Consider the following 24,136-nt stretch of genomic DNA (forward strand, 5'->3'; position numbering starts at 1 on the left):
CCGCTGGGACCCGGCACCGGCCGGGTGACGAGTGCGGTGACGAGTGCGCACCGTACCGTAACGGGCCGTTCAGGCCAGCAGGCCGGAGGCGCGCCAGAGCCTGCGGCCGGGGCCGCGCAGCACGTCGATGTCCTCCAGGAACTCGACGAGCCGCTTCGCGGACTGCAGCATGACGTCCCGGCGGTGGCCGCTGGCCTTCACCTGCGCCATCGCGTGGGCCGGGTCGAGCCCGACCGCCGTGTACACCTGCGGGCTGATCAGCGAGCCGGCCACGACCCTGGCGATCTCGCCGGACGTCAGCCGGGTGAGCTCGCGCTCCCAGCGGGGGGCGGTCGTCATCTGGCGGGTCAGCTCCTCCCGGGCGTACCGCACGTGCCGGGCCTCCTCGACCACGTGGATGCGGGTCACCCCGCGCACCAGGGGCTGGACGCGCTCGTCCGGGAAGGTCAGCCGCTGCATCCAGTCGAGTATCTCCTCGACGAGCAGCGTCCCCGTGAAGGCGCCGGGCGTGGTGGCGTACGTCTTCAGGATCCGGCCGAGGTTCAGGTTGAGCCGGCTGGGCCGGTAGACCGGGGTGGCGGACTTCTTGACCAGCCGACCGAACATCATCGAGTGCCGGCACTCGTCGGCGACCTCGGTCAGCGCGTATCGGACGTGCTGGCTGGTCGGGTCGAGGGCGTAGATGTGCCGGGCGAGCAGCTGCATCAGGATGACCTCGAACCAGATGCCCATCGACGCGATGCTCGCGCCCTCGTGCCGGCTCAGCGCGATGCGCTGCTCCTGCGACATGTGCTTCCACAGCGGTGTGCCGTAGAGGGAGAGCAGCTCAGGGGGCCAATACCACTTCCCGTCCTCGAACGGGGCGTCCCAGTCCAGCTCGGTGTCGGGGTCGAAAGAGTGCTTGGCGGAGGCGGTCAGCAACCGCTCCGCGACCTTCTCGCGCTCCGTGATCTTGGGCATGATGGGGGCCATACCCTTATGAGACTGCTTGTCAGCAAGGACGTCAATCCCTCGCGCAGAACTTGTTGACCCGGCGGTAACCGGCGTGTGAGTCTGCCAACGACTGCACGGCCAACGACCGCACCCCGTAAGGACATCGGGCGAGTGACGAGGAGGCGTCAGTGTCGACGCACGAGCTGTACACGAAAGCACCGACCGAAGCGCTCTGGGAGGTCACGGCGAGCGGCGCCGCCCGCTTCTCCTGGGAGTACGACGACGGACGTGACCGCCTGCTGGCCCTGTACCAGAAGGGCAAGGACAAGCAGTGGGACGCCGTCAAGCGGATCGACTGGGACCTGGAGGTCGACCCCTACGACCCGTTGGGCGTCCCGGACGAGGCGCTGACGATCTACGGGTCCCGCTACTGGGACACGATGAACGAGCAGAACAAGAAGGACCTCCGGCGGCACTACGCGTCCTGGCAGTTCAGCCAGTTCCTCCACGGTGAGCAGGGCGCCATGGTCTGCGCCGCCCGCATCGTCGAGTCCGTCCCCGACCTGGACGCCAAGTTCTACTCCGCGACCCAGACGATGGACGAGGCGCGGCACGCGGAGATTTACGCGCGGTTCCTGCAGGAGAAGGTCGGAATGCTCTATCCGATCAACGACCAACTGCAGGGACTGCTCGGCGACACCCTGCGCGACTCGCGCTGGGACATGCCCTACCTCGGCATGCAGGTCCTCATCGAAGGGCTCGCCCTCGCCGCGTTCGGCATGCTCCGGGACACCACGGACAAGCCGCTGCCCAAGCAGATCCTGGCCTACATCATGCAGGACGAGGCCCGGCACGTCGCCTTCGGGCGGATGGCCCTGCGCGACTACTACCAGCAGCTCAGCGACGCCGAACTGCGGGAGCGCGAGGAGTTCGTCATCGAGGGCTGCTACCTGATGCGCGACCGGCTGCGCGGGGTCGAGGTCCTGGAGAACTTCGGCATACCGCTCAAGGACGCCGAGGAACTCAGCGAGAACTCCGAGTACCTCCACCTCTTCCGGCGACTGCTCTTCAGCCGGATCGTGCCCTGCGTGAAGGACATCGGCCTGTGGGGACCCCGGCTGCAGAAGGCCTACGTCGACATGGGCGTCTTCGAGATGGGCGACTCCAACCTCGACCTGCTCATGGCCGAGGACGAGGAGATCGCCGAGAAGCTCGACGCCGAACGCTTCGCCGCCGAGGAGTCGGCGCGGGTCGCGGAGGTCGCCGACGCGATCACCCTCGGCTCGGGAACGGAGACCGGCTGAATCGGACCGGCTGAATCGGACCGCCTGAATCGGACTGTCTGCTTCCCTTTTCGGACTTCTCCGGAGTGTCCGAAACACCCGTCCGGTAGTCGTACGCTTGCTCGATGCTTGAAGGACCGAGAGCGCGACGGCGCGCACGCATGGCGCTGGGGCTCGCACTGCTGACCCTCGGCGCCGCCTGTGGATCCGGCTCGAAGCCGTCGCCCGAGGTACTGGCGCCGATCTCCGGCACGCCCACCGCGAAGGTGGACGGCGCGCCGGAGGGCTCGGTGGCGCCGGAGCCGAAGATACCGCTGCCGCCGGGGACGATCACCCTCGCGTTCGGGGGCGACGTGCACTTCACGGAGCGCACCGAGCCCCGGCTGACCAACGGGATGACGGAGCCGGCGATCGGGCCGCTCTCCACGACCCTGGCGGCGGCCGACTTCTCCATGGTCAACCTGGAGACGGCGATCACCGTCCGGGGCACTCCGCAGGCCAAGAAGTACCACTTCAGGACCCCCGCCACCGCACTCGACGTGCTCAAGAAGTCGGGCGTGGACGCGGTCTCGATGGCGAACAACCACGCCGTCGACTACGGCGCGCAGGGGCTGACCGACACCCTCGCGGCGGTCAAGGACGCGCCGATCCCGGTCGTCGGCATCGGCGCGAACGAGGCCCAGGCCTACCGTCCGTACCTGAAGACGATCCGCGGGGTGCGGCTCGCCGTCCTCGCGGCCAGCCAGGTGCAGGACATCACCAACCAGAACTGGCGTGCCACCGCCACCAAACCGGGCATCGCCACGGCGCTGGAGCAGACCAGACTGGTGGCGGCGGTCAAGGCGGCCAGGAAGAAGGCCGACGTCGTGGTCGTCTATCTGCACTGGGGCACCGAGGGGCAGTCCTGCCCCGGCCCCGAGCAGAAGACCATCGCGGCCAAACTGGCCGCCGCCGGGGCGACCGCCGTCGTCGGCACGCACGCGCACGTGATGCTGGGCTCCGGGATGATGCGGAAGACCTACGTCGCCTACGGGATGGGCAACCTGCTCTGGTACGGCACCTCGCCGTACCCGAACTCCAACGACACCGGCATCACCACCCTGACGATCGCCAAGGGGAAGGTGGCCGGCGAACGCTTCACCCCGGCCCTCGTCGACCAGCGCGGTGTGCCCATGCCCCAGGAGGCAGCGGCGGCCCAGCGCATCAACGACCGCCGTGCCGGGCTGCGCGGCTGCACGGGATTGTCAGCGGCGCCGAAAAAGTAGGAACCGCCGCGCCGTCACCGGCATCTATCACTGCAGATGTGCGGGGGTTTGGCTGTGTGTTCAGTCCTGCCGTGCTGCGACGCGACGAGAGAAGGGGACTCAACCCATGGCGCGACTCACCGCGAGCCAGCGGAACATAGCGATAACCGTGGCATCGGTCATCGCCCTGATAGCCGCGATAGCCGGGGCGCTGGCGGTGTCCGGGTACAACAAGGCACAGGCGCAGGCGAAGGAGTCCAAGCCGACGGTGGACGCGAAGCCCGCCCGGCCGGTGCCGATCGAGATCGTGCACGTGCCGGAGAGCGGCGGCAAGGCCGTCAACATCACCATCGACGACGGCCCCGACCCCACGTGGACGCCGAAGGTGCTCGAGGTGCTGAAGCGGAACGACGTGAAGGCCGTCTTCTGCGTGATCGGTCCCCAGGCGAAGGCCCACCCCGACCTCATCAAGGCGATCGTGGCGGCCGGGCACCGGCTCTGCGACCACTCGATGACGCATGACACGGCGATGGACAAGAAGTCCGAGGCGTACCAGAGTCAGGAGATCCTTGACGCCCAGCGGATGATCGAGGAGGCGTCCGGTGGCGTGAAGGTGCAGTACTGGCGGGCCCCGGGCGGCGCCTTCACCCCCTTCGGCCGCCAGCTCGCGGCGGCGCACGGGATGCGGCCGCTCGGCTGGAACGTGGACTCCAAGGACTTCGAGAAGCCCGGGGTCAGCGCCATCGTGGCCACCGTCAAGCACGAGGTGGCGGGCGGACCGACGCTCCTCTTCCACGACGGCGGCGGCAAGCGCGAGCAGACCGTCGCGGCCCTGGAGAAGGTGCTCCCGTGGCTGCGGCAGCAGGGCTACGCGTTCAGCTTCCCGAAGATCTACTAGCCTCCGGCTTCAACGGCCCGCGGGTCACCCCAGGACGGCCCGCATGACGTCGCGGGCGATGGGGGCCGCGCTGCCGCCGCCGGAGATGTCGGCGCGGACGGCCTCGGCGTCCTCGACGACGACGGCCACCGCGACGGCCGGGCGGCCGCCGGCGGCCTTGGCGTAGGAGATGAACCAGGCGTACGGCATGCCCTTGTTGCCGACGCCGTGCTGGGCGGTGCCGGTCTTGCCGCCGACGGTGACGCCGGGGATGGCGGCGTTGGTGCCGGTGCCCTTGGTGACGACCGCCTCCATCATCTGCTGGAGCCGCACGGCGGTGCCGTAGCCGACCGCCTGGTGCAGGAGCCGGCCGGCGGCGGCCGAGACCGTGACGCCGTGCGAGTTGGTGATCCGGTCGACGAGGTACGGGGACATCAGCTCGCCGTTGTTGACCACGGCCGCCGCGACCATCGCCATCTGCAGCGGGGTCGCGGTGGTGTCGAACTGGCCGATGGAGGAGAGGGCGACCTGGTCCGGGCCCATCCTGGTGTCGAAGTTGCTCGGTGCGACGCTCGGCGGGATCCGCAGCCCGCGGTCGTTGAAGCCGAACGCCTGCGCCTGCCTGACCATGCCCTGCAGTCCGACGTCCACGCCGAGTTTCGCGAAGACCGTGTTGCACGAGACGGTGAAGGCGACGAGCAGCCCGGCGTCGGCGCAGCCCGGCGCCTCGTTCTCCAGCCGGGTCGTGGTGCCGGGCAGCGTGTAGGGCTCGGGCGAGCTGGTCGGGGCCTTCGGATCGGTGACCTTGCCGCTCTCCAGCGCCGCGGCGGCGGTGACGACCTTGAACGTCGAACCCGGCGGGTACGTCTGGCGGATCGCCCGGTCCAGCATCGGCTGCTCGGGATCGGCGTTCAGCCGGGCCCACTCGGCGCCGGTGGCCCGGCCGGTGCCCGTGATGCCCGAGGGGTCGTAGGAGGGCGTGGAGACCAGCGCCAGGATCCGCCCGGTGGTCGGGTCGAGCGCGGCCACCGCGCCGGTGCGGTCGCCGAGCCCGGCGAAGGCGGCCTGCTGGGCGGCCGGGTCGATGGTGGTGTGGACGTCCCCGCCCCGCTGCCGGGCGCGGGTGATCTCGTGCCACAGCGGAAGCGAGGCCAGTTGCGGGTCGGCGCCGGACAGCACGCCGTCCGCGGTGCCCTCCAGCAGCCTCGCCCCGTACATCTGCGACGCGAAGCCCGTGACGGGCGCGTACAGGGCCCCCTGGGCGTAGGTGCGCAGATACGTCAACTGGTCGCCGGTCGCACGCGAGCCGGTGACGGGCCTGCCCGCGACGAGGATGTCGCCGCGCGGCTGGTCCCAGCGGGCGATCAGGGCCCGCCGGTTGGCCGGATTGGCGTTGTACGCGTCGGCCTGGAAGAGCTGGACCCGGCCGGTGTTGAGCAGCAGTGCGACCAGCAGGACCAGGGAGCAGGCGGCGGCCCGCCGGATGTAGCGGATCACGGGGCGCCCCCGTCCGCGCCCGGGTCCCCGCCCGCGGCCTCGTCGTCGTCGGGCAGTGGGCGGCGCGCGCTGTCGCTGAGCCGGATCAGCAGCGCGACGATGATCCAGTTGGTGACGACGGACGACCCGCCCTGGGCGAGGAACGGCATCGCCATGCCGGTGAGCGGGATCAGGTCCATCACCCCGCCCGCGATCACGAAGACCTGCAGCGCCAGGATCGAGGCGAGGCCGATCGCCAGCAGCCGCCCGAACGGGTCGCGCAGCGTCAGCCCCGCCCGGTAGCCGCGGGCCACCAGCAGCGCGTAGAGCACCAGGAGCACGGTCAGTCCGGTCATGCCCAGCTCCTCGCCCACCGTGGAGAGGATGAAGTCGGACTTGGCGGCGAAGCCGATCAGGTACGAGTGGCCCTGCCCGAGCCCGGTGCCGAGCATGCCGCCGGCGCCGAAGGCGAACAGCGACTGGGCGAGCTGGTTGGGGCCGCCGCCCGCCTCGATGCCGGCGAACGGGTGCAGCCAGTCCTCCACCCGTGCGTGGACGTGCGGTTCGACCGACCCGACGGCGAAGGCGCCGAGCGTCGACAGCAGCAGCCCCACCGCGATCCAGCCGGTCCGCCCGGTCGCGACGTACAGCATCACCACGAAGAGCCCGAAGAAGAGCAGCGACGTGCCCAGGTCCCGCTCGGCGATCAGCAGGCCGACGCTGAGCAGCCAGATCGTCGCGATCGGGCCGAGCACCCGGCCGGTGGGCAGCTGCAGCTTCCGGAACCTGCGGCCCGCGTACGCCAGGGCGTCGCGGTTGGTGGCGAGGTACGCGGCGAAGAACAGCGCGAGCAGGATCTTGGCGAACTCGCCGGGTTGGATCGAGAAGCCGGCGAACCTGATCCAGATCTTGGCGCCGTTGATCGCGGGGAAGGAGATCGGGACGACCATGAGGAACAGGGCGGCGGCGCAGCAGAGGTAGGCGTAGCGCGACAGCACCCGGTGGTCGCGCAGCACCAGGACCACCGCGATGCAGAGCCCGATGCCCAGCGTCGACCAGACCAGCTGGGCGGGAGCGCCCTCGGGACCGAGTACCGGCTCCAGGTCCAGCCGGTAGATGAAGACCAGCCCGACCCCGTTGAGCAGGACGGCGATCGGGAGCAGCAGCGGATCGGCGTAGGGCGCGCGGGCTCGGACCGCGGCGTGGGCGAGCAGCGCCAGGATGCCGAGCCCCGCCCCGTACCCGGCCGCGTCGGGGGGCACGGCGCCGTTCCTGGCCAGCCCCACTTCCGCGTAGCCGTACACCGAGATGAGGACCGCACCGACCAGCAGGGAGAGCTCGACGCCGCGCCGCTTCGGCAGCAGGACGAGGGGCGGGGGAGCGTCGGTGATCGTTGCGCTCATGGGCTGCAACGTAGCAAGCAACGGGGCAGATGTCCCTTATGTGAACGATGGGGACCGCGCGCCCCGCTGTCGGGGCCGGGACGTAGGCTGCGGGATGTGATGCCACCCGAGGAGCTCGCCGACCTGCCCTTCGCCGACCTGCTGCGCCCGCACGAGGGCGGCCTGGAGGTCGACGTGCGGTATGACACCGTGCACTTCGACCGGCTCGCCTTCGAGGACGAGAAGGCCTCCGGGGCGCACTTCCTCGAATGCGCCATCACGGACTGCGGCTTCACCGGCACCCCGCTGCGCGGCGCCCGCTTCAACGACGTCTGGGCGCAGGGCACCCGCTTCACCGGCACGGCGCTCGCCGAGTCCTCCTGGCTCGACACCACGTTCACCGCCTGCGCCCTGGCGGGCATCGAGGCGTACGGCTCGGTGCTGCGGCGCGTCGTGTTCCGCCGGTGCAAGTTCGACTCGGTGAACCTGCGCGCCACCACGCTGCAGGACGTGGTCTTCGAGGACTGCGTGCTGCGCGATGTCGATCTCGGCGGCGCCAAGCTCACCGGGGTGACCTTCCCCGGCACCCGGCTGGAGCGCGTCCACCTGGCCCGCGCGACGCTGAAGAAGACCGATCTGCGCGGCGCCACCACCCTCGAACTCGCCGACGGCCACGAAGCGCTCAAGGGTGCCCTCATCACCACTCTGCAGCTCTTCGACCTGGCCCCGGCGCTCGCCCAGAACCTGGGCATCACCGTCAAGGACATGTAGTCCCGGTACCCAAGGACAGTAGGAGACCCCTGTGAGCCTGTACGACATCCCGCTGCGCACCCTGTCCGGCGAGCCCGCCTCGCTGGCGGATCAGCGCGGCAAGGCGCTGCTCATCGTCAACGTCGCCTCCAAGTGCGGACTCACGCCGCAGTACGAGGGACTGGAGCGGCTGCAGCAGCGGTACGCGGAGCGCGGCTTCACCGTGCTCGGTGTGCCCAGCAACCAGTTCGCGGGCCAGGAGCCCGGCAGCGCCGAGGAGATCCAGACCTTCTGCTCCACCAGCTACGGGGTGAGCTTCCCGCTCCTGGAGAAGGCCGACGTGAACGGTGAGGACCGGCACCCGCTGTACGCCGAGCTGACGCAGACGAAGGACGCCGAAGGCGAGGCCGGGGACGTCCAGTGGAACTTCGAGAAGTTCCTGGTCGGCCCGGACGGCGAGGTGGTGGCCAGGTTCCGCCCGCGCACCGAGCCCGAGGCCCTTGAGCTGGTCAAAGCCCTCGAGGCCGTGCTGCCCGCCTGACCTCGCAAGATCGCTGCGGGGCCGCTACGGGCGAGGCCACGCCATGGCGCGATCCGGCACGTTGCTATTCATTGTCGGGGCGGTCGGTCTCCTGCTTTTCTCTTCTTACCGCCTCGGCGAGGAAGGGACAGCGGAGTGCAGGAGAGCGAATTCCGTACCGGGCATCTTTGCGTGGACACGGATCCTGCGCTGTGCCTCCCTTGCCAGGAGCGGTTGGATCGGCAACTCGCCTTGCTTCCCCGGGTATATGGCGAGTTGGAGGCTGCGCTCGTTCCGGCTGTGGACGGTGGCGACCGTGTCACCGCAGGTGGCAGGCCCGGCATCCCGCTGAACGGGCCGGCTGTCGATGCGCGCGCCGACATCCGAGGCACCCTCGCCTCCTGGGCCGATCTGATAGTCGAGGGCCGCACCGTCCGCCTCCCCCTGCGGACGGTGCCGGCCCTCGCCGCATTCCTACGACGCCATCTGTCATGGCTGGCCGTCCACCCCGCGGCCGAGGACGCCGCGGCGGAGGTCGACGCGCTGGTGCGCCGGTGCATGAAGATCGCCCGCCCCCGACTGGAGCGCCGCATCCCCGTCGGCCCCTGCATCGCGCAGTCCTGCCGGGGTCGTCTCACCGCCGTCGTCCGTGAACCCGGCTCCACGCTTCCCCCGGCTGTGGAGTGCGATACGGACCGCGCGCACGTGTGGCCGCCGGAGCGCTGGCGCGCTCTGTACCGCGGCCGGGCCGGTGACGGGGTTCCGCCCGGGCTCAGCGCGCGGGAGATCTCCTCGGCCTGGCGGATTCCCGCAGGCACCGTCTACTGGCTCGCCAACGAGCACCAGTGGCGGCGCAAGCGCGACGGACGGCAGGTCTTCTACGCCCAGGAGGACGTTCTGCAGACGCTGGGCCGCGACCGCCTTACGACGGGTTGAGCGCGGCGGGTCCGCACCGGCTCGGCGCGGGCCGTCGGCGGTCCGTGGCCGACCCGGTGAGAACGGCTGAAAAGACTCGGTACGACCGTGGCCGGGAACAGCTGTTGTGGCTGAAAGGGCGTCCTTGTGTCACGCCGGGCTCCCTCTGACGGACTGCGCGACCCGCGGAGCCGTCCCTCCCAGCGATATGGCTGAAAATCGCTGCTGCATGGCCGAAAAGCGACCGGACGCAGAAAACGCTGCACGGCCCGCGGCATGGCCGCGAACCGTACAGCGCTGTGGGGGAGGGGGGAAGGTCTGTTGTCAGGCGGTCGCCGAAGCGGGAACCCAGATGGCAGGTGCGGCTGCCGGATCCCACAGCTGCTGGCTGCCGCTCTGTGGCGTGCGCTGCGACTCCGTGCCGGAGTCGTGCGTCGCGGCCATGGCGGTGCCGCCTGCTGAGGAAAGGGCGAGCACCAGGGCTGCGACCGCTGTGACCTTGGTCAGGTGCTGCATGCTCGACATCGTGATCCTTGTCTGGGAACGCAGGAAGTTGCTCACGGGTTCGGGATGCCCTTGTAGCAATCCCAGAGTGCCAAAAATGGACGGCAAGTGGCCAGTTCGGGCAGGTGCGTAAGTGCGCAATGGCGCGTATCGGAAGGTCATGAGGTCAGATGAAACCATGAGTGACCGCCAGGACTCCGGCCTGGAAACGGCTCTCGGCCTGCAGGTATCTCATCACCTCGGAGACCAGGCGACTCACGGTGCGCAGTGAGATGCCCAGTTTCCTGGCGATCCGCTCGTCGGTGAGGCCGTTGGCCAGCAGACGCATGGCCGTACGGTGCTGCTCGGTCAGCTCGCTCGCGGAGTCGAACCGGTCAGCCACTTTGGTCGAGTACGGCACCGAGCGCAACCAGCAGTCCTCGTAGAGGGCGCTGTAGGTGCGGACCAGCGCCGTACCGCGGACCAGGAGCGCGGCCTCCGACGGGTTGTCGGGGTTGGCCGCGAGGATCGCGGTGTGCATGTCGCCGATGCTCAGGTCCAGCGGGACCTGGGGCGCCAGCCGCACCTCCACGCCGGCGGAGGCCAGCTCGGAGAGGTACTTGCGCTGCCGGGGCGCCGAGTTGATCCCCTGGGTGTAGATCGCCTGGACCCGGATGCCGCGTTTGACCATGTCGGCGTCACCCTGCAAGGACTCGGCCAGGACCTCGGCGGGCGGCAGCGGCCCCGGATGCATGGACCGGGAACGGGTGGTGAGGGTGGCGTAGTAGTCACCGACCATCTGCCGCTTGCGGCCGTCGCCGGTGATGATCTCGACCTCGACCTTCGCCGCGTCCCGCTGGACGGCGGGACGGTAGCGCTCCATCAGGGATTCCGACGCCCTGACGATCGCCGTCAGTTCCTCGCGCTGCGCCTGCAGGGCGGCCCGCTGCCGGTCCAGCAGGCTGATCAGCGCGGTGTCCGGATCCACGGGGTCGACCTCCTCCGCGCTGCGTCCGGCGCGGATCAGCCCCAGTTCCCGGAGCTCCGCCCAGCCGTTCGCCGCCTCGGTGGCGCTGAGACCCAGCCGTGCCGCGGCCGCGGCCGGCGGGCACGACCCCTGATCACGCAATGCCTGGTACAGGGCAAGTCCGACATCATCGGATTCCGCCGCCCCGCCTCGAACAGTCACAGCCATGGCTACCCCCTCGCCCAGAGGCGACTTTAGCAACGGTTGTGCCATATGCCAGTGGCCCGCCGACGTGAGATGGCCGGTCGACGCGGTCATACGCCGCGACCGGGCCGTTTCGGCCGGTCTCCGCGGGTGAGGGTGGTAGAACGCTGTCCGGTACGCCGGGCTGTGCACGGGCCCCTCCAGGGGCTGCCGGGGTTCGCTCCGCAGGGCCGGTGACGCATGTCACCCACCGAATTTCCATCCTCTGGGCCGCCGGCCGGTCATGTCAACCGGTTCGCGCAACCGCTGCTTTAGCCGGGCCACGGACGATCCGACGAGATGAGCGGGACCCGTTCCACGCCGGGCTGTCAGCGGGCCGGTGGTTGCGCCGCGAGGGGATGTCGAGGGGATGTCATTGTCAGGCTTCGCCACTTTCACCGAGCTTGTCCTGGAACGGGCCGCGGAGCTCGCCGACGCCGACGCCCACGTCTTCCTGCGGGACGCGGGGCCGGCCATGGCGGCCGAGCATCTGACCTACGCGGAGCTGGACCGGGAAGCGCGGCGGATCGCCTCCGTCCTGCAGCTGCGCGGGGTCGAGGGACAGCCGGTGCTGCTCCTGTACCCGACGACCGCCGAGTTCCTGAAGGCGTTCGTCGGCTGCCTGTACGCCGGAGCGGTGGCGGTGCCTGCGCCGCTGCCCGGTGACGCGGGCCAGGAGAAGCGGCTGAGCCGTACCTCGGCGGTGATCCGGGACTCCGGGGCGCGCCTGGTGCTCACCGACCGGGCCAACGCCCCCGACATCGCGCTGTGGCTCTCCCGGGCCCGCCGCGAGGACGTGGTCTGCCTGGCCACGGACAACACCGGCTTCGGCGACCCGGCTGCCTGGCAGCCCGTCGCGGCCCGCCCCGACGACCTGGCGTTTTTGCAGTACACCTCGGGCTCGGTCTCCGACCCGCGCGGCGTCATGGTCTCGCACCGCAACCTGCTGGCCAACGAGGCGGCCATCGGCCGCTCACTCGGCACCACGCGGGAGGACCGGTTCGGCGGCTGGCTGCCGCACTTCCACGACATGGGCTTCATCGCCCACCTGCTGCACCCGCTGTGGCTGGGCAGCTCCTCGGTGCAGATGTCGCCCACCTCCTTCATCAAGCGGCCGGTGCGCTGGCTGCAGGCGATCGACGAGTACGGCGTCACCGCGGGCGGCGGCCCCAACTTCTGCTTCGAGCTGTGCCTGCGCCGCGTCACCGACGAGCAGATCGAGGCCCTCGACCTCTCCCGCTGGCGGCTCGCCCTCAACGGCGCGGAGCCGGTCCGCGCCGACACCCTGCGGGCGTTCGCGGAGCGCTTCGCCCCCGCCGGGCTGCGGCCCCAGGCGCTGTACCCCTGCTACGGGCTGGCCGAGGCCACCCTCATCGTCTCCGGCGGCGTCCCCGACGCCCCGTTCACCGAGAAGCAGGCGGACACCAAGGCCCTGGAACGCGACCAGTTGGCGGCGGCCGAGCCCGGCAGCCCGCAGCGGAACCTGGTCAGCAGCGGCCGCGTCACCGACTTCGACGTACGGATCGTGGACCCGGCCGGCTACCGGCAGCTGCCGGACGGCGCCGTCGGCGAGATCTGGCTGCGCGGCGACAGCGTCGCCCAGGGCTACTGGCAGCGGCCGGAGGAGTCCGACGCGACCTTCCACGGCACCCTGAACGACGGGGAGACCGGGTTCCTGCGCACCGGGGACCTCGGCGTGCTGGAGGACGGCGAGCTGTTCGTCACCGGCCGCCTCAAGGAAGTGATCATCATCAACGGGCGGAACGTGTACCCGCAGGACGTCGAGTTCGCGGTGCGCGCCACCAGCCCGGCGCTGAGCCACGGTGCCGGCGCGGCCTTCAGTGTCGAGGCCGGGCGCGAACAGCTCGTGGTGGTGCAGGAGGTCAAGGGCGAGGGCGCGAGCGCGGCGAGCCTGCGGGCGCTGGCCCAGCAGGTGCAGGCGATGATCGGCCAGGACTTCAACATCCCGGCGGGCAACGTCCTGCTGGTCCGGCCGGGCACGGTCCGCAGGACCACCAGCGGCAAGGTGCAGCGCACCCTGATGCGGCAGCTCTTCCTCGACGGTGAGCTGCGCGGCGAGTACGAGGCGCTGGACCCGGCCGTGCACGCCGTGGTGCGGGCCCGCGACACCCTGCTCGGTGAGGACCTGCTGCAACCGGAACCGGCCGGTGGGAGAGGCAGGCCGTGGTGACCAGGCCCGTGACCGGCACTGCCGCCTCCCTCGTCGAGGCGCCCGCACCGCAGCAGCGTGAGGCTGCGGTGCAGGCGCGCGTCGCCGAGTTGGAGCAGTTGCTCGGCGACCCCCGTGACCCGGACAACCCCTTCGGGCACGACGCGCTGCTCGCCGCCGACGACCGCAGCGAGCTCCTCCCCTCGGCGGAGGACGCGCTCACCGGCTTCGGGCTGAACCACGAGTTCGTGCCCGAGGACCTCGGCGGCCGGCTCGCCCGGGTGGACACCCTCGCCCGGGTGCTGCGCCCGGTCTTCCGCCGCGACGCCTCGCTCGCGCTGGGGTACGGGGTGACCTCGTTCCTCGCCGCGGTCGCGGTGTGGGCGGCCGGCACTCCGGAGCAGCGCCGGTGGACCGCCGACCTGCTGCTGGGCGGTGGCCGGCTGGCCATCGCGTACCACGAACTGGCCCACGGCAACGACTTCGTCCGCAACGAGTTCACGGCGCTGCCCGACGGCGCCGGCTTCCGGCTGGACGGCCGCAAGGAAGTGATCAACAACGCCGGGCGCGCCGAGGCGCTCGTCCTGTTCAGCCGCACCGCGAAGGAGGCCGGCGCCCGCAGCCACTCCGTGTTGCTCGTCGACAAGAGCGTGCTGCCCGCCGACCGGTTCGAGCACCTGCCGCGCTACCGCACGGTCGGGGTGAAGGGCTGCGAGATCGGCGGCTTCCACTTCCGTGACTGCCCGCTGCCCGGCGACGCGCTCGTCGGCGGCCTGGGTGAAGGCGTATCGAGATCGCCCTGCGGTCCTTCCAGATCACCCGCAGCGCCATCCCCGCGATGGTGCTGGCGGGCGCCGACACGGCGCTGCGCACCGTGGTCGGCTTCGCCGTCGACCGGCAGCTGTACGGCCGTTCCGTGCTGGAGATCCCGCATGCCAGGTCGACCGTGGCCGGCGCCTTCACCGACCTGCTGATCTGCGACTCCCTCGCCTTGGCCGCCACCCGGGCGGTCCATCTGCTGCCCGGCCAGACCAGCGTGTACGCGGCGGTGGTGAAGTACCTGGTGCCCAAACTGCTGCAGGACGCCACCTACGACCTGTCGATCGTGTTGGGCGCCAACTTCTACGTGCGCAACGGCGAGTACGGCATCTTCCAGAAGCACGTGCGCGACCTGCCGATGACCAGCCTCGGACACGCCGGGACCGCCGCCTGCCAGGCCACGATCATCCCGCAACTGCCGCGGCTGGCCCGCAAGTCGTGGTTCGCGGGCGAGCCCGCGCCCGCCTCGCTCTTCCGCAGCTGGGAGGGGCTGCCGCCGCTCGACACGAGCCGGCTGTCGCTGGCTGCGGAGGGCGACGCCCTCGCGGCGTCCCTGGTGAGCGGGTACGACTGGCTGCGGGCCACCGGCAGCGGCGGCACGGACGCGGCCGCGCTGATCGAACTCGTCCGCATCCTCGTCGAGGAGCTGCGCGAACTGCAGGGCGAGTGCACGGAGATGCCGCCCGAGGACCGCACCGTACTGGCCAGCCCGCACGCCTACGCGCTCGCCGACCGGTACGCCCTGGTGCTCGCGGGATCCGCCGTCCTGAACGTCTGGCGGGAACAGTTGGGGGGCGGCTCGCCGTTCCTGGCCGACCCGGCCTGGCCGACGGCCGCGCTCGCGCGGATCGCCCGGCGGCTGGGCCTGCCCGTCCCGGAACGCACCAGGGACGAGGTGGACTGGCTGCTCGGCGAGGTCCTCGACCGGTACCACGGCGAGCGCAGCTACGACCTCTACGACAGCCCCCTCCCCGGCCGGTTGAGCGGCACCGAGACACACAAGAGGAGTCGGACATGGTGGTTCCCGGCAGTGGTGTCCAGGAGCGGGAGTTTCGCGGGTGGCTCCTGGAGAAGCTCGGCCAGTACCTGCGACGGCCCGCGGCGGACATCGACATCAGCGTGCCCTTCGCGGAGTACGGCATCGACTCGGTGGCCGCGCTGAGCATCTTCGGTGACATCGAGGACGGATTCGGGCTCTACCTGGAGCCGACGGTGGCTTGGGACCACCCCACGGTGCAGTCCCTCGCCCGCTATCTGGCCTCCGAGTCCGCCCGCAGCGCCACCGGCCCGCTGACGGAGGCCCCTTACGGCGAACCGATCGGCGGGAACCAGGCGGGCGGCGATCCGACCGACCCCCGCGACGATCCCGGCACGGCGGGCTGGACACGGAACACGCCGGGGGGTGGACCGCGGTGAACCCGATCGCCGTTCTCGGCCTGGACTGCCGCTTCCCAGGGGCCCCCGACCCGGGGGCTTACTGGGACCTGCTCGCCGCCGGCGCCGACGGCGTCGGGCCGAGACCCGCCTCCCGCCGGGTCGGGGACACCCGCCGGACGAGCGGGCCCGTCGCCCGTCCCGACGGCGGGTTCATCGACGACGCCGACGCGTTCGACCACGTCTTCTTCGGCATCGGCCGCGCCGAGGCCGCCGCGATGGACCCGCAGCAGCGGCTGCTGCTGCAGACCGCCTGGCGCGCCCTGGAGGACGCCGGCATCAACCCCAGAAGCCTGGCCGGCAGCGGCACCGGCATCTACGTGGGCGCCATGGCCGACGACTGGTCCCGGCTGCGGCTGGCCGACGACGCGGCGATCACCCCGCGCACCGGCACCGGCGCCGGCCGGGCGATCCTCGCCAACCGGCTCTCGTACCAGCTGGACCTGCGCGGCCCCAGCCTCACCGTCGACTCCGCCTGCTCCTCCGCGCTGATCGCCGTGCACCTCGCGATGGGCGCGCTGCTGTCCGGCGAGTGCGACATCGCCCTGGCCTGCGGGGTCAACCTGGTGATGTCCGACGTCCTGGACGAGATCTACGGGCAGTCGGGGCTCGCCGCCCCGGATGGCCGCTGCAAGCCCTTCGGCGCGCAGGCCGACGGCATCGGCCGCGCCGAGGGAGTCGGCGCCGTCGTGCTGCAGCGGCCGGCGGCCGCCCGCGCGGCGGGCCGCCCGGTCCGGGCGCTGCTGCTGGGCAGCGCCGTCAACCAGGACGGTCGCAGCAACGGCATCATGGCCCCGTCCCGGCGTGCCCAGCGCGAGGTGATCGAGGCCGCCTGCCGGCGGGCCGGGGTGGAGCCGCAGCGGGTCGGGTGGGTCGAGGCGCACGGCACCGGCACCCCGGTCGGCGACCTCATCGAGGCCCGCGCGCTCGGTGACGTGTACGGCGGACTGCGGCCGGAACCCTGCGCGATCAGTTCGGTGAAGGGCAACATCGGCCACGCGGAGGGCGCGGCGGGCATCGCGGGCCTGATCAAGGCCGTGCTGGCTCTGGAGCACCGGTTGGTCCCGCCGGTCAGGACCGCCGGGGGCGAGCACCCGGGACTCGACCTGTCCTCGCACGGCCTGCGGCTGCTGACCGAACCCCTGCCGCTGCCCGAGGGGGAGATGCTCGCGGCCGTCTCCAGTTTCGGCATGGGCGGCAGCAACGCCCATGTGGTGCTGTCCTCCGCGCCCCGCCCGGCCCCCGCCGTTGTGCGGGACACGCACACCGAGGACGGCGGGAGCGGCGAGCACCCCGGCGTGTTCACCCTGACCGCGCCCAGCGCCGAGGCGCTGCGCCGCAACCTCGTGGTCCAGGCCCGGTCGCTCGCGGCCCGTGTGCAGGAGCCCGTCACCCCGCTGTGCTGGACCAGCAACGTGACGCGGACCGGTATGGCGTACCGGATCGCGATCCCGGCCGACGACACCGCGGGGCTCGCCGCCGCGCTGGACGCCGCCGCGGAGGCGGGGGAGGGCGTGCAGGAGCCGCCGGAACCGCCGGTCGTGGCGTTCCTCTACACCGGCCAGGGCGCCCAGTACCCGGGGATGACCAGCCGGCTGTACCGCGAGTCACCGCTCTACCGGCACTACCTCGACGAGGCCTCCCGCGCCCTGGAACCGCACCTCGGCGAGTCGGTCACCGAACTGCTGCTCGGCCGTGACGAGCGGGTGCACCGCACCGGCTGGACCCAGCCGGCCGTCTTCGCCGTGCAGTACGCGCTGACCGGCTACCTGCAGGAGCTGGGGGTGCGGCCCGGCGCCGTACTGGGGCACAGCATCGGTGAGTTCGCGGCGGCCGTGGCCGCCGGGGCGCTCGGTCTGCGGGACGCCGCCGCGCTCGTCACGGCCCGCGGCACCGCGATGGAGGCGCTGCCGGCGGGCGGCGGGATGCTCGCGGTGCGGGCGCACCCCGACGATCTGCGCGAACTCCTCGCGGACGAACCACTGGTGGGCCTGGGCGCCGCCAACGGCGCCGCCGCCTCGGTGCTCTCCGGCGACCTGACGGCGCTGGCCAGGATCCGCGAGCAGCTCGGGGCCCGCGGGGTGGGCTGCACCCCGCTGAAGGTCTCGCACGCCTTCCACTCGGTGCTGATGGACCCGGTGCTGCCCGGCTTTGCCGAGACGGCCGGCACCGTCGACGCCGCGCCGCCCCAGGTGCCGCTGGCCTCCACCCGCTACGGGCGGATGCTGCGCGACGAGCCGATGGACGGCGCGTACTGGACAGGCCAGGCGGCCGAGCCGGTGCTCTTCTCGTCCGCGCTGGGCGCGCTCAACGAGGCGCTGGCCCCCACCCATCTGATCGAGATCGGCCCGAAGCCACAACTGCTGCCGCTGGCGGGGCGGGCCGGCCTGCGCGGGGACATCGAGTTCCTGCACCCGGCGCCCGGCGCCGAGGCGTCGGGCCGGGACCTGGCGGAGCTGGTCGCCGCGCTGTTCCGGGCCGGGCTCGACCCGGAGTGGGACGCGCTCTACGCACCGCGCCGGCGCACCGCCGAACGGCTGCGGCCCTATGTGTTCTCCGACCGGCACCGCTTCTGGCACCAGCCGGCCGAACCCGGCGAGCGGCAGCCCGCCGGGCCCGCCGAGCCCGCCGGGCGGCGGAGCGCCAAGCCCGTCGTGCGCCCGGCGCAGCCCGCCCTCGCGTTGGGCCCGCCGGCCGCGCTGCCGGCCGAGTTCGCCGGGCCGGACGCTGCGCCGGCCCGGCTGGACACGCTGTCGCGGGAGCGGGAGCCGGTGCTGTCCGCCGTCATCGAGGCGGTCGCGGAGGTCGGCGACTATCCGCTGGAGCAGGTCGTGCGCTCGGCACGGTTCTACGAGGATCTGGGGTTCGACTCCGTGATGATCATGCAGCTCAAGGACCGGATCGAGGCGCGGCTGCCGGACGCCGGAGAGATCTCCGTGCAGCAACTGCTGCCCGCGCTGCGCTCCGTGGGCTCGCTGGCGGAGTTCCTGACCGAGTGCGTCAGCGTGCGTACGCCGTGACGGGGGCGACGGCGTACCTGGCTTCCGCCGGTACAGCGCTGCCCGGAGTGCCGGTGGACAACGCCACCCTGGGGAAGCTGCTCGGTGTGAGCGAGGAGTGGATCGACATCTTCGTCGGCACCAGGACCCGGCACTTCGCCTGGGACCTGGCCACCGGCGAGGTCCACCAGAGCCTCACCGACCTGTGCGCGGAAGCCGGGGACCTGGCCATCGCCGGCGCCGGTCTCGACCCCTCCGACATCGAGTTCCTCGTCCTCGCCACCGCGACCCCCGACACCCTGCTGCCGACCACGGCCGCCCGGGTCGCCGACCGGCTGGGGCTCAACTACCTGCCCGCGTACCAGCTCCAGGCCGGTTGCTCCGGCGCGGTGCAAGCCATCGACCTGGGACGTTCCCTGATCGCGGGTGGCAGCGGCGCGGGGCTGGTGATCGGCGGGGACGTCACCAACCGCCATCTCGACGTGCGTCGCGACCTGAGCCGGATGCCCACCGAGGAGCTGGTGAACTACGTGCTGTTCGGGGACGGCGCGGGCGCCGCCGTCCTCACCGCGGAGCCGGCCGGCGAACGCGTCGCGCTGCGCGGCGTGCTCAACCGCTTCGCCGGGCTCGGCCGCCCGCCCGGCCAGATCATCGACTGGTACGGGACCACCGACCGGCACAGCGAACGCCAGATGATCTCCGAGGACTACAAGGAGATCGAGGAGAGCGTCCCGGTCATGGCCGTGGAGATCCTCTGGGACCTCCTGGGCCTGCTGGACTGGAAGGTCGAGGACCTGGACTTCCTGCTGCCGCCTCAGCTGTCCACCCGGATGACGCAGCGCATCGTGGAGCACATGGCGGTGCCCGGCGCCCGCGAGATCAGCTGTGTCTCCGACACCGGCAACACCGGTAACGCCCTGCCCTTCCAGCAGATCGAACGACTGCTGCCGGAGCTGGGGTCCGGCCAGCGCGCGCTCGCCGTCGCGGTGGAGTCCAGCAAGTGGATCAAGACCGGGCTGGCCCTGGAGAAGGCCTGAGAAGGCTTGAGAAGGCCTGACCAGGTCTGAGAAGGACGGATTGCGTCACATGACAACAGGACTGGAACGGCTGCGGGAGCTCAAGGCACTCGGGCGGCTGGAGGCCGAGTACGACCGGGTCGCCCCGCTGCTCGCGGAGCTCACCGACGACCCCGGCACGTCCGGCGCCGCCGATCTGCCGCGCGCCGGCCGGCTGCTCGCCGGCCTCGACCGTGCCGCCGTCCTGGCCGCCCACCCGGAAACCCCTGTCGTCACCGTCGCCGTCACCGGTCAGTCCACCGTGGCGCAGCTCGTCGACCCGCTCACGGCGGAGCTGGCGCGGCACGGACTGCTGCTGCACCCCGTCCTCGGCGACCACGGCGCCTATCTGCACGACCTCACCTCCGAGCAGGGGCTCTTCCACGGTCTGGCGGCCGACCTCTCGCTCTGCCTGCTGGACGCCGAGACCGTCTTCTCCGAGGTGCCGCTGCCCTGGGACGTCGCCGCACTGTCCCGCGCCGCCGACGACGTACTGGAGCGGCTCACCGCACTGGCCGCCCGACACGCCGAGCGTGCCAAACCCGCCGGGACGCTGGTGCTCAACACACTGCCGCTGCTGCGCCGCCACACCCACCAGCTCGTCGATCACCGCTCGCGCGCGCAACTCGGCGCGGTGTGGCGGGAGTTCAACGCGGCGGTGCTGCGGCTGACCGAGCGCTTCCCGGGGCTGGCCGTCATCGACCTCGACCCGCTGATCGCCGAGACCGGCCCCGTCTCGGACCCGCGGCTGGCCGGTTACGCCAAGGCCCAGTACACCGCGCCGCTCCTCGCCGGCTATGCCCGCGAGGCGGCCCACCTCGCCAGGTCGCTGCGCGGGATGACGAAGAAGTGCCTGGTGCTCGACCTGGACGACACGCTCTGGGACGGCATCCTGGGCGACGCGGGAGCGGACGGGATCGCGGCGGCCGGGACGCTGCGCGGTGAGGCGTTCGGGGCGTTCCAGCGGACCGTGCGACAGCTCGGCGCGCAGGGCGTCCTCCTCGCGGTGAGCAGCAAGAACGACGCGGAGCCGGTGGCCGCCGTGCTCCGCGACCACCCCGACATGGTGCTGCGCGAGAAGGACTTCGTCCAGGTCAACGCCAACTGGCGGCCCAAGGACGGCAATGTGGCCGAGATCGCGGAGCGGCTCGGCATCGGCCTCGACTCCCTCGTCTTCGCCGACGACTCCCCGGCCGAACGCGCCCAGGTGCGGCACGGCGCCCCGCAGGTCGCCGTCGTCCCGCTCGACGACGAGCCCGCACTGCACGTGACGAGGCTGCTGGCCGACGGCTGGTTCGACACGCCCCGGCTGACGGACGAGGACCGGGCCAGGACCGGGCGGTACCGGGTGGAGCGCGAGCGCCGGGAGCTGCGCGAGGGCAGCGGCTCGCCCGCGGACTTCCTGCGCGAGCTCAAGGTGCGGGTGGAACTGAGCGCGCCGCTCGGGCACGAGTTCGCCCGGCTCGCCCAGCTCACCCAGCGCACCAACCAGTTCAACCTGACCGGCCTGCGCCCGCCCCAGGCGGACCTGGAGGCACGGGCCGCCGATCCGCGGCACCTGGTGCTGGCCGCGCGGGCCGCCGACCGGTTCGGCGACAACGGGCTCGTCGGGGCGATACTCGGCCATCGAGCGGCCGACGGGCTGCATCTGGACAACATCTGGTTGAGCTGCCGCGTTCTGGCAAGGGGCATCGAACAGGGCTGTGTCGCGGTCCTGCTGGAGCGGGCGCGGGACGCCGGGCTCGGCGCGGTGCACGCCCGCTACCGGCCGACCGCGAAGAACCACCGGGTGCGGGACTTCTACCCCTCGCTCGGCTTCGAGGAGGTGGGTGAGGACGGCGACGGTCTGGTGTTCCGCCATGACCTGCGGACGGTTCCCCCGGTGCCGGACCACCTCGCCATCGACGCGAGGCTCGAACGACTCGCCGGACTGGCCGGACTGGCCGGACTCGCCGGACTCGACGGACCGGAAGGGGGCCGCGGATGAGCGGCATCGACGACCTGGGCGGCTTCCTGCGGCTGCTGCGCAGCGAACTGGGACTCGAACTGTCCGACCGGGACGCGTACACCGACCTGGCGGACGTCGACGGCTGGGACTCGCTGCACCTGCTCCGGCTGGTGTCGCTCCTGGAGGACGAGACCGGCCGCCGGGTACCCGTCAGGGCGGTGCTGGAAGCCCGCACCTTCCAGCAGATCCACGCCCTGGTCGCCGGCGGCGCGAGAGCCACGTCGCCGTAGGACCCGCGCCACCGCGCACCGAGAACACCCCGCCGCTGTCGAACCACCTTCAGGAGGAGCAAGGATGACCGTCCCCGGGAACTCCACTCTCGGCCCACCCCTCGGCGAGCCGGTCGAGGTGGGCGCGAGGGGTGCCGCCTGGGACAGGGTTCGCGCCGACCTGACGGCCTACGGAACCGCGCTGATCTACGCCCAGCTGGCCGACTTGCAGCCGGACCTGCCCGAGGGCGACAAGCTGCGCGCGCTGCTCGGCCGGGACTGGTCGCGCTATCTCGACCTCGCGCACCCCGCCGTCCGCGGCCGCTACGCGGCCTCGCGGATCCTGCTGAAGTACGCCGCCGGCGCGGTGCTCAACGGCGACCCCGACGACCTGGAGCTGGCCTACGGGCCGACCGGGCGCCCGTACCTGCGCGGCTGCGACCAGATCGACATCAGCCTCAGCCACACCGAGGACCTGCTGCTGGTCGGCCTCACCACCCGCGGCCTGATCGGCGTGGACGCCGAACGGACCGACCGGCAGATGTACGGCAGCGGCCTGGGCCGCCACGTCTGCACCCCGTACGAGCTGGTCACCCTCGCCTCGCTGGAGCAGGAGCAGCGCAATCCCAGCCTGGTGCGGTTGTGGACGCTCAAGGAGGCGTACAGCAAGGCCATCGGGCAGGGCATGCAGTTCCGGTTCAGCGAGTTCGGGTTCGGCCCCGACGGCAAGCCGGTGCGCGTGCAGCGCCCGGACGGCACGGCCGGGACCGGCTCCGAGTGGGCGTTCCGCACCTTCCTGCTCGACACCGGTTACTGCGTGAGCGCGGCGGTGTACGACGCGGGCTTCGGCGCGGTGCTGGACACCGACATCACGACGATGCTCGACCAGGACGCCGCCGAGGCGATCACCGCCGCGCTCAATGAGGAGGAGTGACGTTTCTTCGAGGCTGTGTCCCCGCGGACGTCAGTCCTTCAGGCCGAACTGGTCCAGCATCCCGGACAGGGCGACATTGAACCCCGCCTGGAACCGGCTGGTGGCCTCGAGCTGCTCGGTGATCTCCGAGATGTGGCGGCGGCAGGTGCGGACCGACATGCCGAGCCGCCGGGCCACCATCTCGTCCTTGTACCCCTTGGCCATCAACCGGATGATCGACGCGCGCAGGTCATCGGTGCCCGAGGAGGTCGACTGGCTGTCGGGGCTGAACGGGGTGGCGCCGTCCCACAGGTGCTCGAAGACCGCGCAGAGGAACGCGACCAGCGTCGGTTCGCGGACGATCGCCGCGCCGGGGGTCTTCGAGGCGGCCTTGCGCTCCGGCAGGAAGACGGTCTCCCGATCGTAAATGATCATGCGGTCGATGAGCTCGTCCGCGGTGCGGACCTCGGCGCCCTCGGCGGAGATGTCCCGGACGTACGCCCTGGTGGCGAGGTCGCTGCGGGCGGTGTGCTGGTAGATGGTGCGGATCCGCACCCCCCGGTCCAGCGTGTTGAGCGCGCGCTGGCGGGCCGACGCGAGCGACGGTGAGGAGCGGGCGCCGCCGGGCTGCACCGTGAGCAGCTCCTTGCGGCACTGCTGCGTCAGATGGTTGATCATCGACTGGATGGTGTCCTTGTCGCTGATCACGTCGAAGGCCTCCAGCCGGTTGCGCATCCGGCGTCCCTCGAAGTACCGCGGCATCAGCGAGAGCAGCTTCGACCGCACGTCGGTGACGGCCTGCTGCAGATCCCGGATCTGGTGCTCGGCGGACCCCACCAGATCCGCGGCCGCGACGTCGGGACCCACCGGGACCAGCACATCGGGATCACCCGGCATCGGCTGCAGGAGATGCAGGAGGCGCAGGACGTGTTCGACCCGGTCGACCTCGGGTGTGGTGAGCGAGAGCCGCTCCGCGATGTCCGCCCGGTCGAACCGTCCGAACTCGACGGCGGCCCCGTAAGCGGCAGCGCTCAAGTCGTCCAACTCGGCGAACTCCGAACTGGAATTGCCGCTTCCGGCCATCCGTGGCGCTCCCCCGTGAGCTGTGAAGTTGCTGCCATGCAAGCTTAGGCCATCGGGTTGGCCTTGGAGCGGGGATTCGAACCTGGGCATTGTGTGCGGGTCGGACAGTGGCTCTAGTGAGCCTCGAGTGACGGCAGCACAGCAGTGAAGTCGGTTGGACCGATCCTTATTGGGGGAAACATGAGGGTTTCGGCGAAGTTCAAGAGTGTGACCGTGCGGGCGATGCTCGTCGCAGGTGCGGTCGCGGCGCTGGCGGTCGGGTACTCCCCGGCACAGGCGCAGACCATGGAACGTCAGGCGGGGGATGCCATCGGCGCTCCCGTGGTTTACCACACGGGGCACGTACACCTTGATGACGACGAGTGGGACTGAC

Annotated in this window: 21 protein-coding genes and 1 pseudogene; 16 read left to right on the plus strand and 6 right to left on the minus strand. The window is 71.4% G+C overall.

The genetic code is table 11. The features are described 5' to 3' along the window. Positions 1–69: 69 nt before the first annotated feature. Positions 70–960, minus strand: coding sequence for a diiron oxygenase (locus M2266_RS24140; RefSeq protein WP_277440066.1), 891 nt, complete (start codon positions 958–960; stop codon positions 70–72). Positions 961–1,121: 161 nt separating this feature from the next. Between M2266_RS24140 and M2266_RS24145 the strand changes: the two genes are divergently transcribed. The 3 genes from M2266_RS24145 (at position 1,122) to M2266_RS24155 (ending at position 4,358) form a co-directional block, all read left to right on the plus strand. Beyond that, positions 1,122–2,237, plus strand: a complete 1,116-nt coding sequence (locus M2266_RS24145; RefSeq protein WP_277440067.1) for a ferritin-like domain-containing protein — start codon at positions 1,122–1,124, stop codon at positions 2,235–2,237. Positions 2,238–2,341: 104 nt separating this feature from the next. Next, positions 2,342–3,481 (plus strand): CapA family protein, encoded by a 1,140-nt coding sequence (locus M2266_RS24150; RefSeq protein WP_277440068.1) that lies wholly within the window; start codon positions 2,342–2,344, stop codon positions 3,479–3,481. Between the two features lie 106 nt (positions 3,482–3,587). Further along, complete coding sequence (locus M2266_RS24155) at positions 3,588–4,358, plus strand: polysaccharide deacetylase family protein (protein WP_277440069.1); 771 nt, start codon at positions 3,588–3,590, stop codon at positions 4,356–4,358. Positions 4,359–4,382: 24 nt separating this feature from the next. Here the strand turns inward: M2266_RS24155 and M2266_RS24160 are convergent, their stop codons facing one another. Both M2266_RS24160 and M2266_RS24165 read right to left on the minus strand, forming a co-directional pair. Beyond that, positions 4,383–5,834 (minus strand): penicillin-binding transpeptidase domain-containing protein, encoded by a 1,452-nt coding sequence (locus M2266_RS24160; RefSeq protein WP_277440070.1) that lies wholly within the window; start codon positions 5,832–5,834, stop codon positions 4,383–4,385. Beyond that, positions 5,831–7,216 (minus strand): FtsW/RodA/SpoVE family cell cycle protein, encoded by a 1,386-nt coding sequence (locus M2266_RS24165; RefSeq protein WP_277440071.1) that lies wholly within the window; start codon positions 7,214–7,216, stop codon positions 5,831–5,833. The genes M2266_RS24160 and M2266_RS24165 overlap by 4 nt, the downstream gene beginning before the upstream one ends. Before the next feature lie 99 nt (positions 7,217–7,315). Between M2266_RS24165 and M2266_RS24170 the strand changes: the two genes are divergently transcribed. The 3 genes from M2266_RS24170 (at position 7,316) to M2266_RS24180 (ending at position 9,401) form a co-directional block, all read left to right on the plus strand. Continuing rightward, positions 7,316–7,966, plus strand: a complete 651-nt coding sequence (locus M2266_RS24170; RefSeq protein ID WP_277440072.1) for a pentapeptide repeat-containing protein — start codon at positions 7,316–7,318, stop codon at positions 7,964–7,966. Between the two features lie 31 nt (positions 7,967–7,997). Next, a complete protein-coding gene (locus M2266_RS24175; protein ID WP_277440073.1) occupies positions 7,998–8,486 on the plus strand; it encodes a glutathione peroxidase in 489 nt (162 codons plus the stop codon). A 279-nt stretch (positions 8,487–8,765) separates the two neighbouring features. Then, complete coding sequence (locus M2266_RS24180; protein ID WP_277440074.1) at positions 8,766–9,401, plus strand: hypothetical protein; 636 nt, start codon at positions 8,766–8,768, stop codon at positions 9,399–9,401. Between the two features lie 303 nt (positions 9,402–9,704). Here M2266_RS24180 and M2266_RS24185 read toward each other — a convergent pair whose 3' ends face one another. Together M2266_RS24185 and M2266_RS24190 are read right to left on the minus strand one after the other, a co-directional pair. Beyond that, a complete protein-coding gene (locus tag M2266_RS24185) occupies positions 9,705–9,896 on the minus strand; it encodes a hypothetical protein (protein WP_277440075.1) in 192 nt (63 codons plus the stop codon). A 154-nt stretch (positions 9,897–10,050) separates the two neighbouring features. Then, on the minus strand, positions 10,051–11,058 hold the full coding sequence (locus M2266_RS24190) for a LuxR C-terminal-related transcriptional regulator (RefSeq protein WP_277440076.1): 1,008 nt from the start codon (positions 11,056–11,058) through the stop codon (positions 10,051–10,053). A 385-nt stretch (positions 11,059–11,443) separates the two neighbouring features. Between M2266_RS24190 and M2266_RS24195 the strand changes: the two genes are divergently transcribed. From M2266_RS24195 to M2266_RS24230, 9 genes and pseudogenes are all read left to right on the plus strand, one after another. After that, positions 11,444–13,264 (plus strand): fatty acyl-AMP ligase, encoded by a 1,821-nt coding sequence (locus M2266_RS24195; protein WP_277440077.1) that lies wholly within the window; start codon positions 11,444–11,446, stop codon positions 13,262–13,264. A 356-nt stretch (positions 13,265–13,620) separates the two neighbouring features. Further along, positions 13,621–13,926: pseudogene (locus tag M2266_RS32430) on the plus strand (acyl-CoA dehydrogenase); the annotation flags it as partial. Positions 13,927–14,081: 155 nt separating this feature from the next. Then, complete coding sequence (locus M2266_RS32435) at positions 14,082–15,224, plus strand: acyl-CoA dehydrogenase family protein (RefSeq protein ID WP_346780928.1); 1,143 nt, start codon at positions 14,082–14,084, stop codon at positions 15,222–15,224. Next, on the plus strand, positions 15,182–15,478 hold the full coding sequence (locus tag M2266_RS32440) for an acyl carrier protein (RefSeq protein ID WP_346780929.1): 297 nt from the start codon (positions 15,182–15,184) through the stop codon (positions 15,476–15,478). The genes M2266_RS32435 and M2266_RS32440 overlap by 43 nt, the downstream gene beginning before the upstream one ends. After that, positions 15,475–18,516 carry a beta-ketoacyl synthase N-terminal-like domain-containing protein gene (locus tag M2266_RS24210; RefSeq protein ID WP_277440078.1) on the plus strand — a complete coding sequence of 1,014 codons (3,042 nt, stop codon included), beginning with the start codon at positions 15,475–15,477 and terminating at the stop codon, positions 18,514–18,516. Before M2266_RS32440 ends, M2266_RS24210 begins: the two co-directional genes overlap by 4 nt. Beyond that, a complete protein-coding gene (locus M2266_RS24215) occupies positions 18,492–19,532 on the plus strand; it encodes a 3-oxoacyl-ACP synthase III family protein (protein WP_277440079.1) in 1,041 nt (346 codons plus the stop codon). Before M2266_RS24210 ends, M2266_RS24215 begins: the two co-directional genes overlap by 25 nt. A 49-nt stretch (positions 19,533–19,581) precedes the next feature. Beyond that, on the plus strand, positions 19,582–21,537 hold the full coding sequence (locus M2266_RS24220; RefSeq protein WP_277440080.1) for an HAD-IIIC family phosphatase: 1,956 nt from the start codon (positions 19,582–19,584) through the stop codon (positions 21,535–21,537). After that, complete coding sequence (locus M2266_RS24225; RefSeq protein WP_277440081.1) at positions 21,534–21,788, plus strand: phosphopantetheine-binding protein; 255 nt, start codon at positions 21,534–21,536, stop codon at positions 21,786–21,788. Before M2266_RS24220 ends, M2266_RS24225 begins: the two co-directional genes overlap by 4 nt. 64 nt (positions 21,789–21,852) lie before the next feature. Beyond that, positions 21,853–22,701 (plus strand): 4'-phosphopantetheinyl transferase superfamily protein, encoded by an 849-nt coding sequence (locus tag M2266_RS24230; RefSeq protein ID WP_277440082.1) that lies wholly within the window; start codon positions 21,853–21,855, stop codon positions 22,699–22,701. Between the two features lie 30 nt (positions 22,702–22,731). Here M2266_RS24230 and M2266_RS24235 read toward each other — a convergent pair whose 3' ends face one another. After that, positions 22,732–23,763 (minus strand): LuxR C-terminal-related transcriptional regulator, encoded by a 1,032-nt coding sequence (locus tag M2266_RS24235; protein ID WP_277440083.1) that lies wholly within the window; start codon positions 23,761–23,763, stop codon positions 22,732–22,734. Positions 23,764–23,985: 222 nt separating this feature from the next. Here M2266_RS24235 and M2266_RS24240 point away from each other — a divergent pair, with 222 nt between their 5' ends. Continuing rightward, complete coding sequence (locus M2266_RS24240) at positions 23,986–24,135, plus strand: hypothetical protein (protein WP_277440084.1); 150 nt, start codon at positions 23,986–23,988, stop codon at positions 24,133–24,135. Position 24,136: the final 1 nt, after the last annotated feature.

This window comes from Streptomyces sp. SPB162, assembly GCF_029504575.1.
Taxonomy (GTDB): Bacteria; Actinomycetota; Actinomycetes; order Streptomycetales; family Streptomycetaceae; genus Actinacidiphila.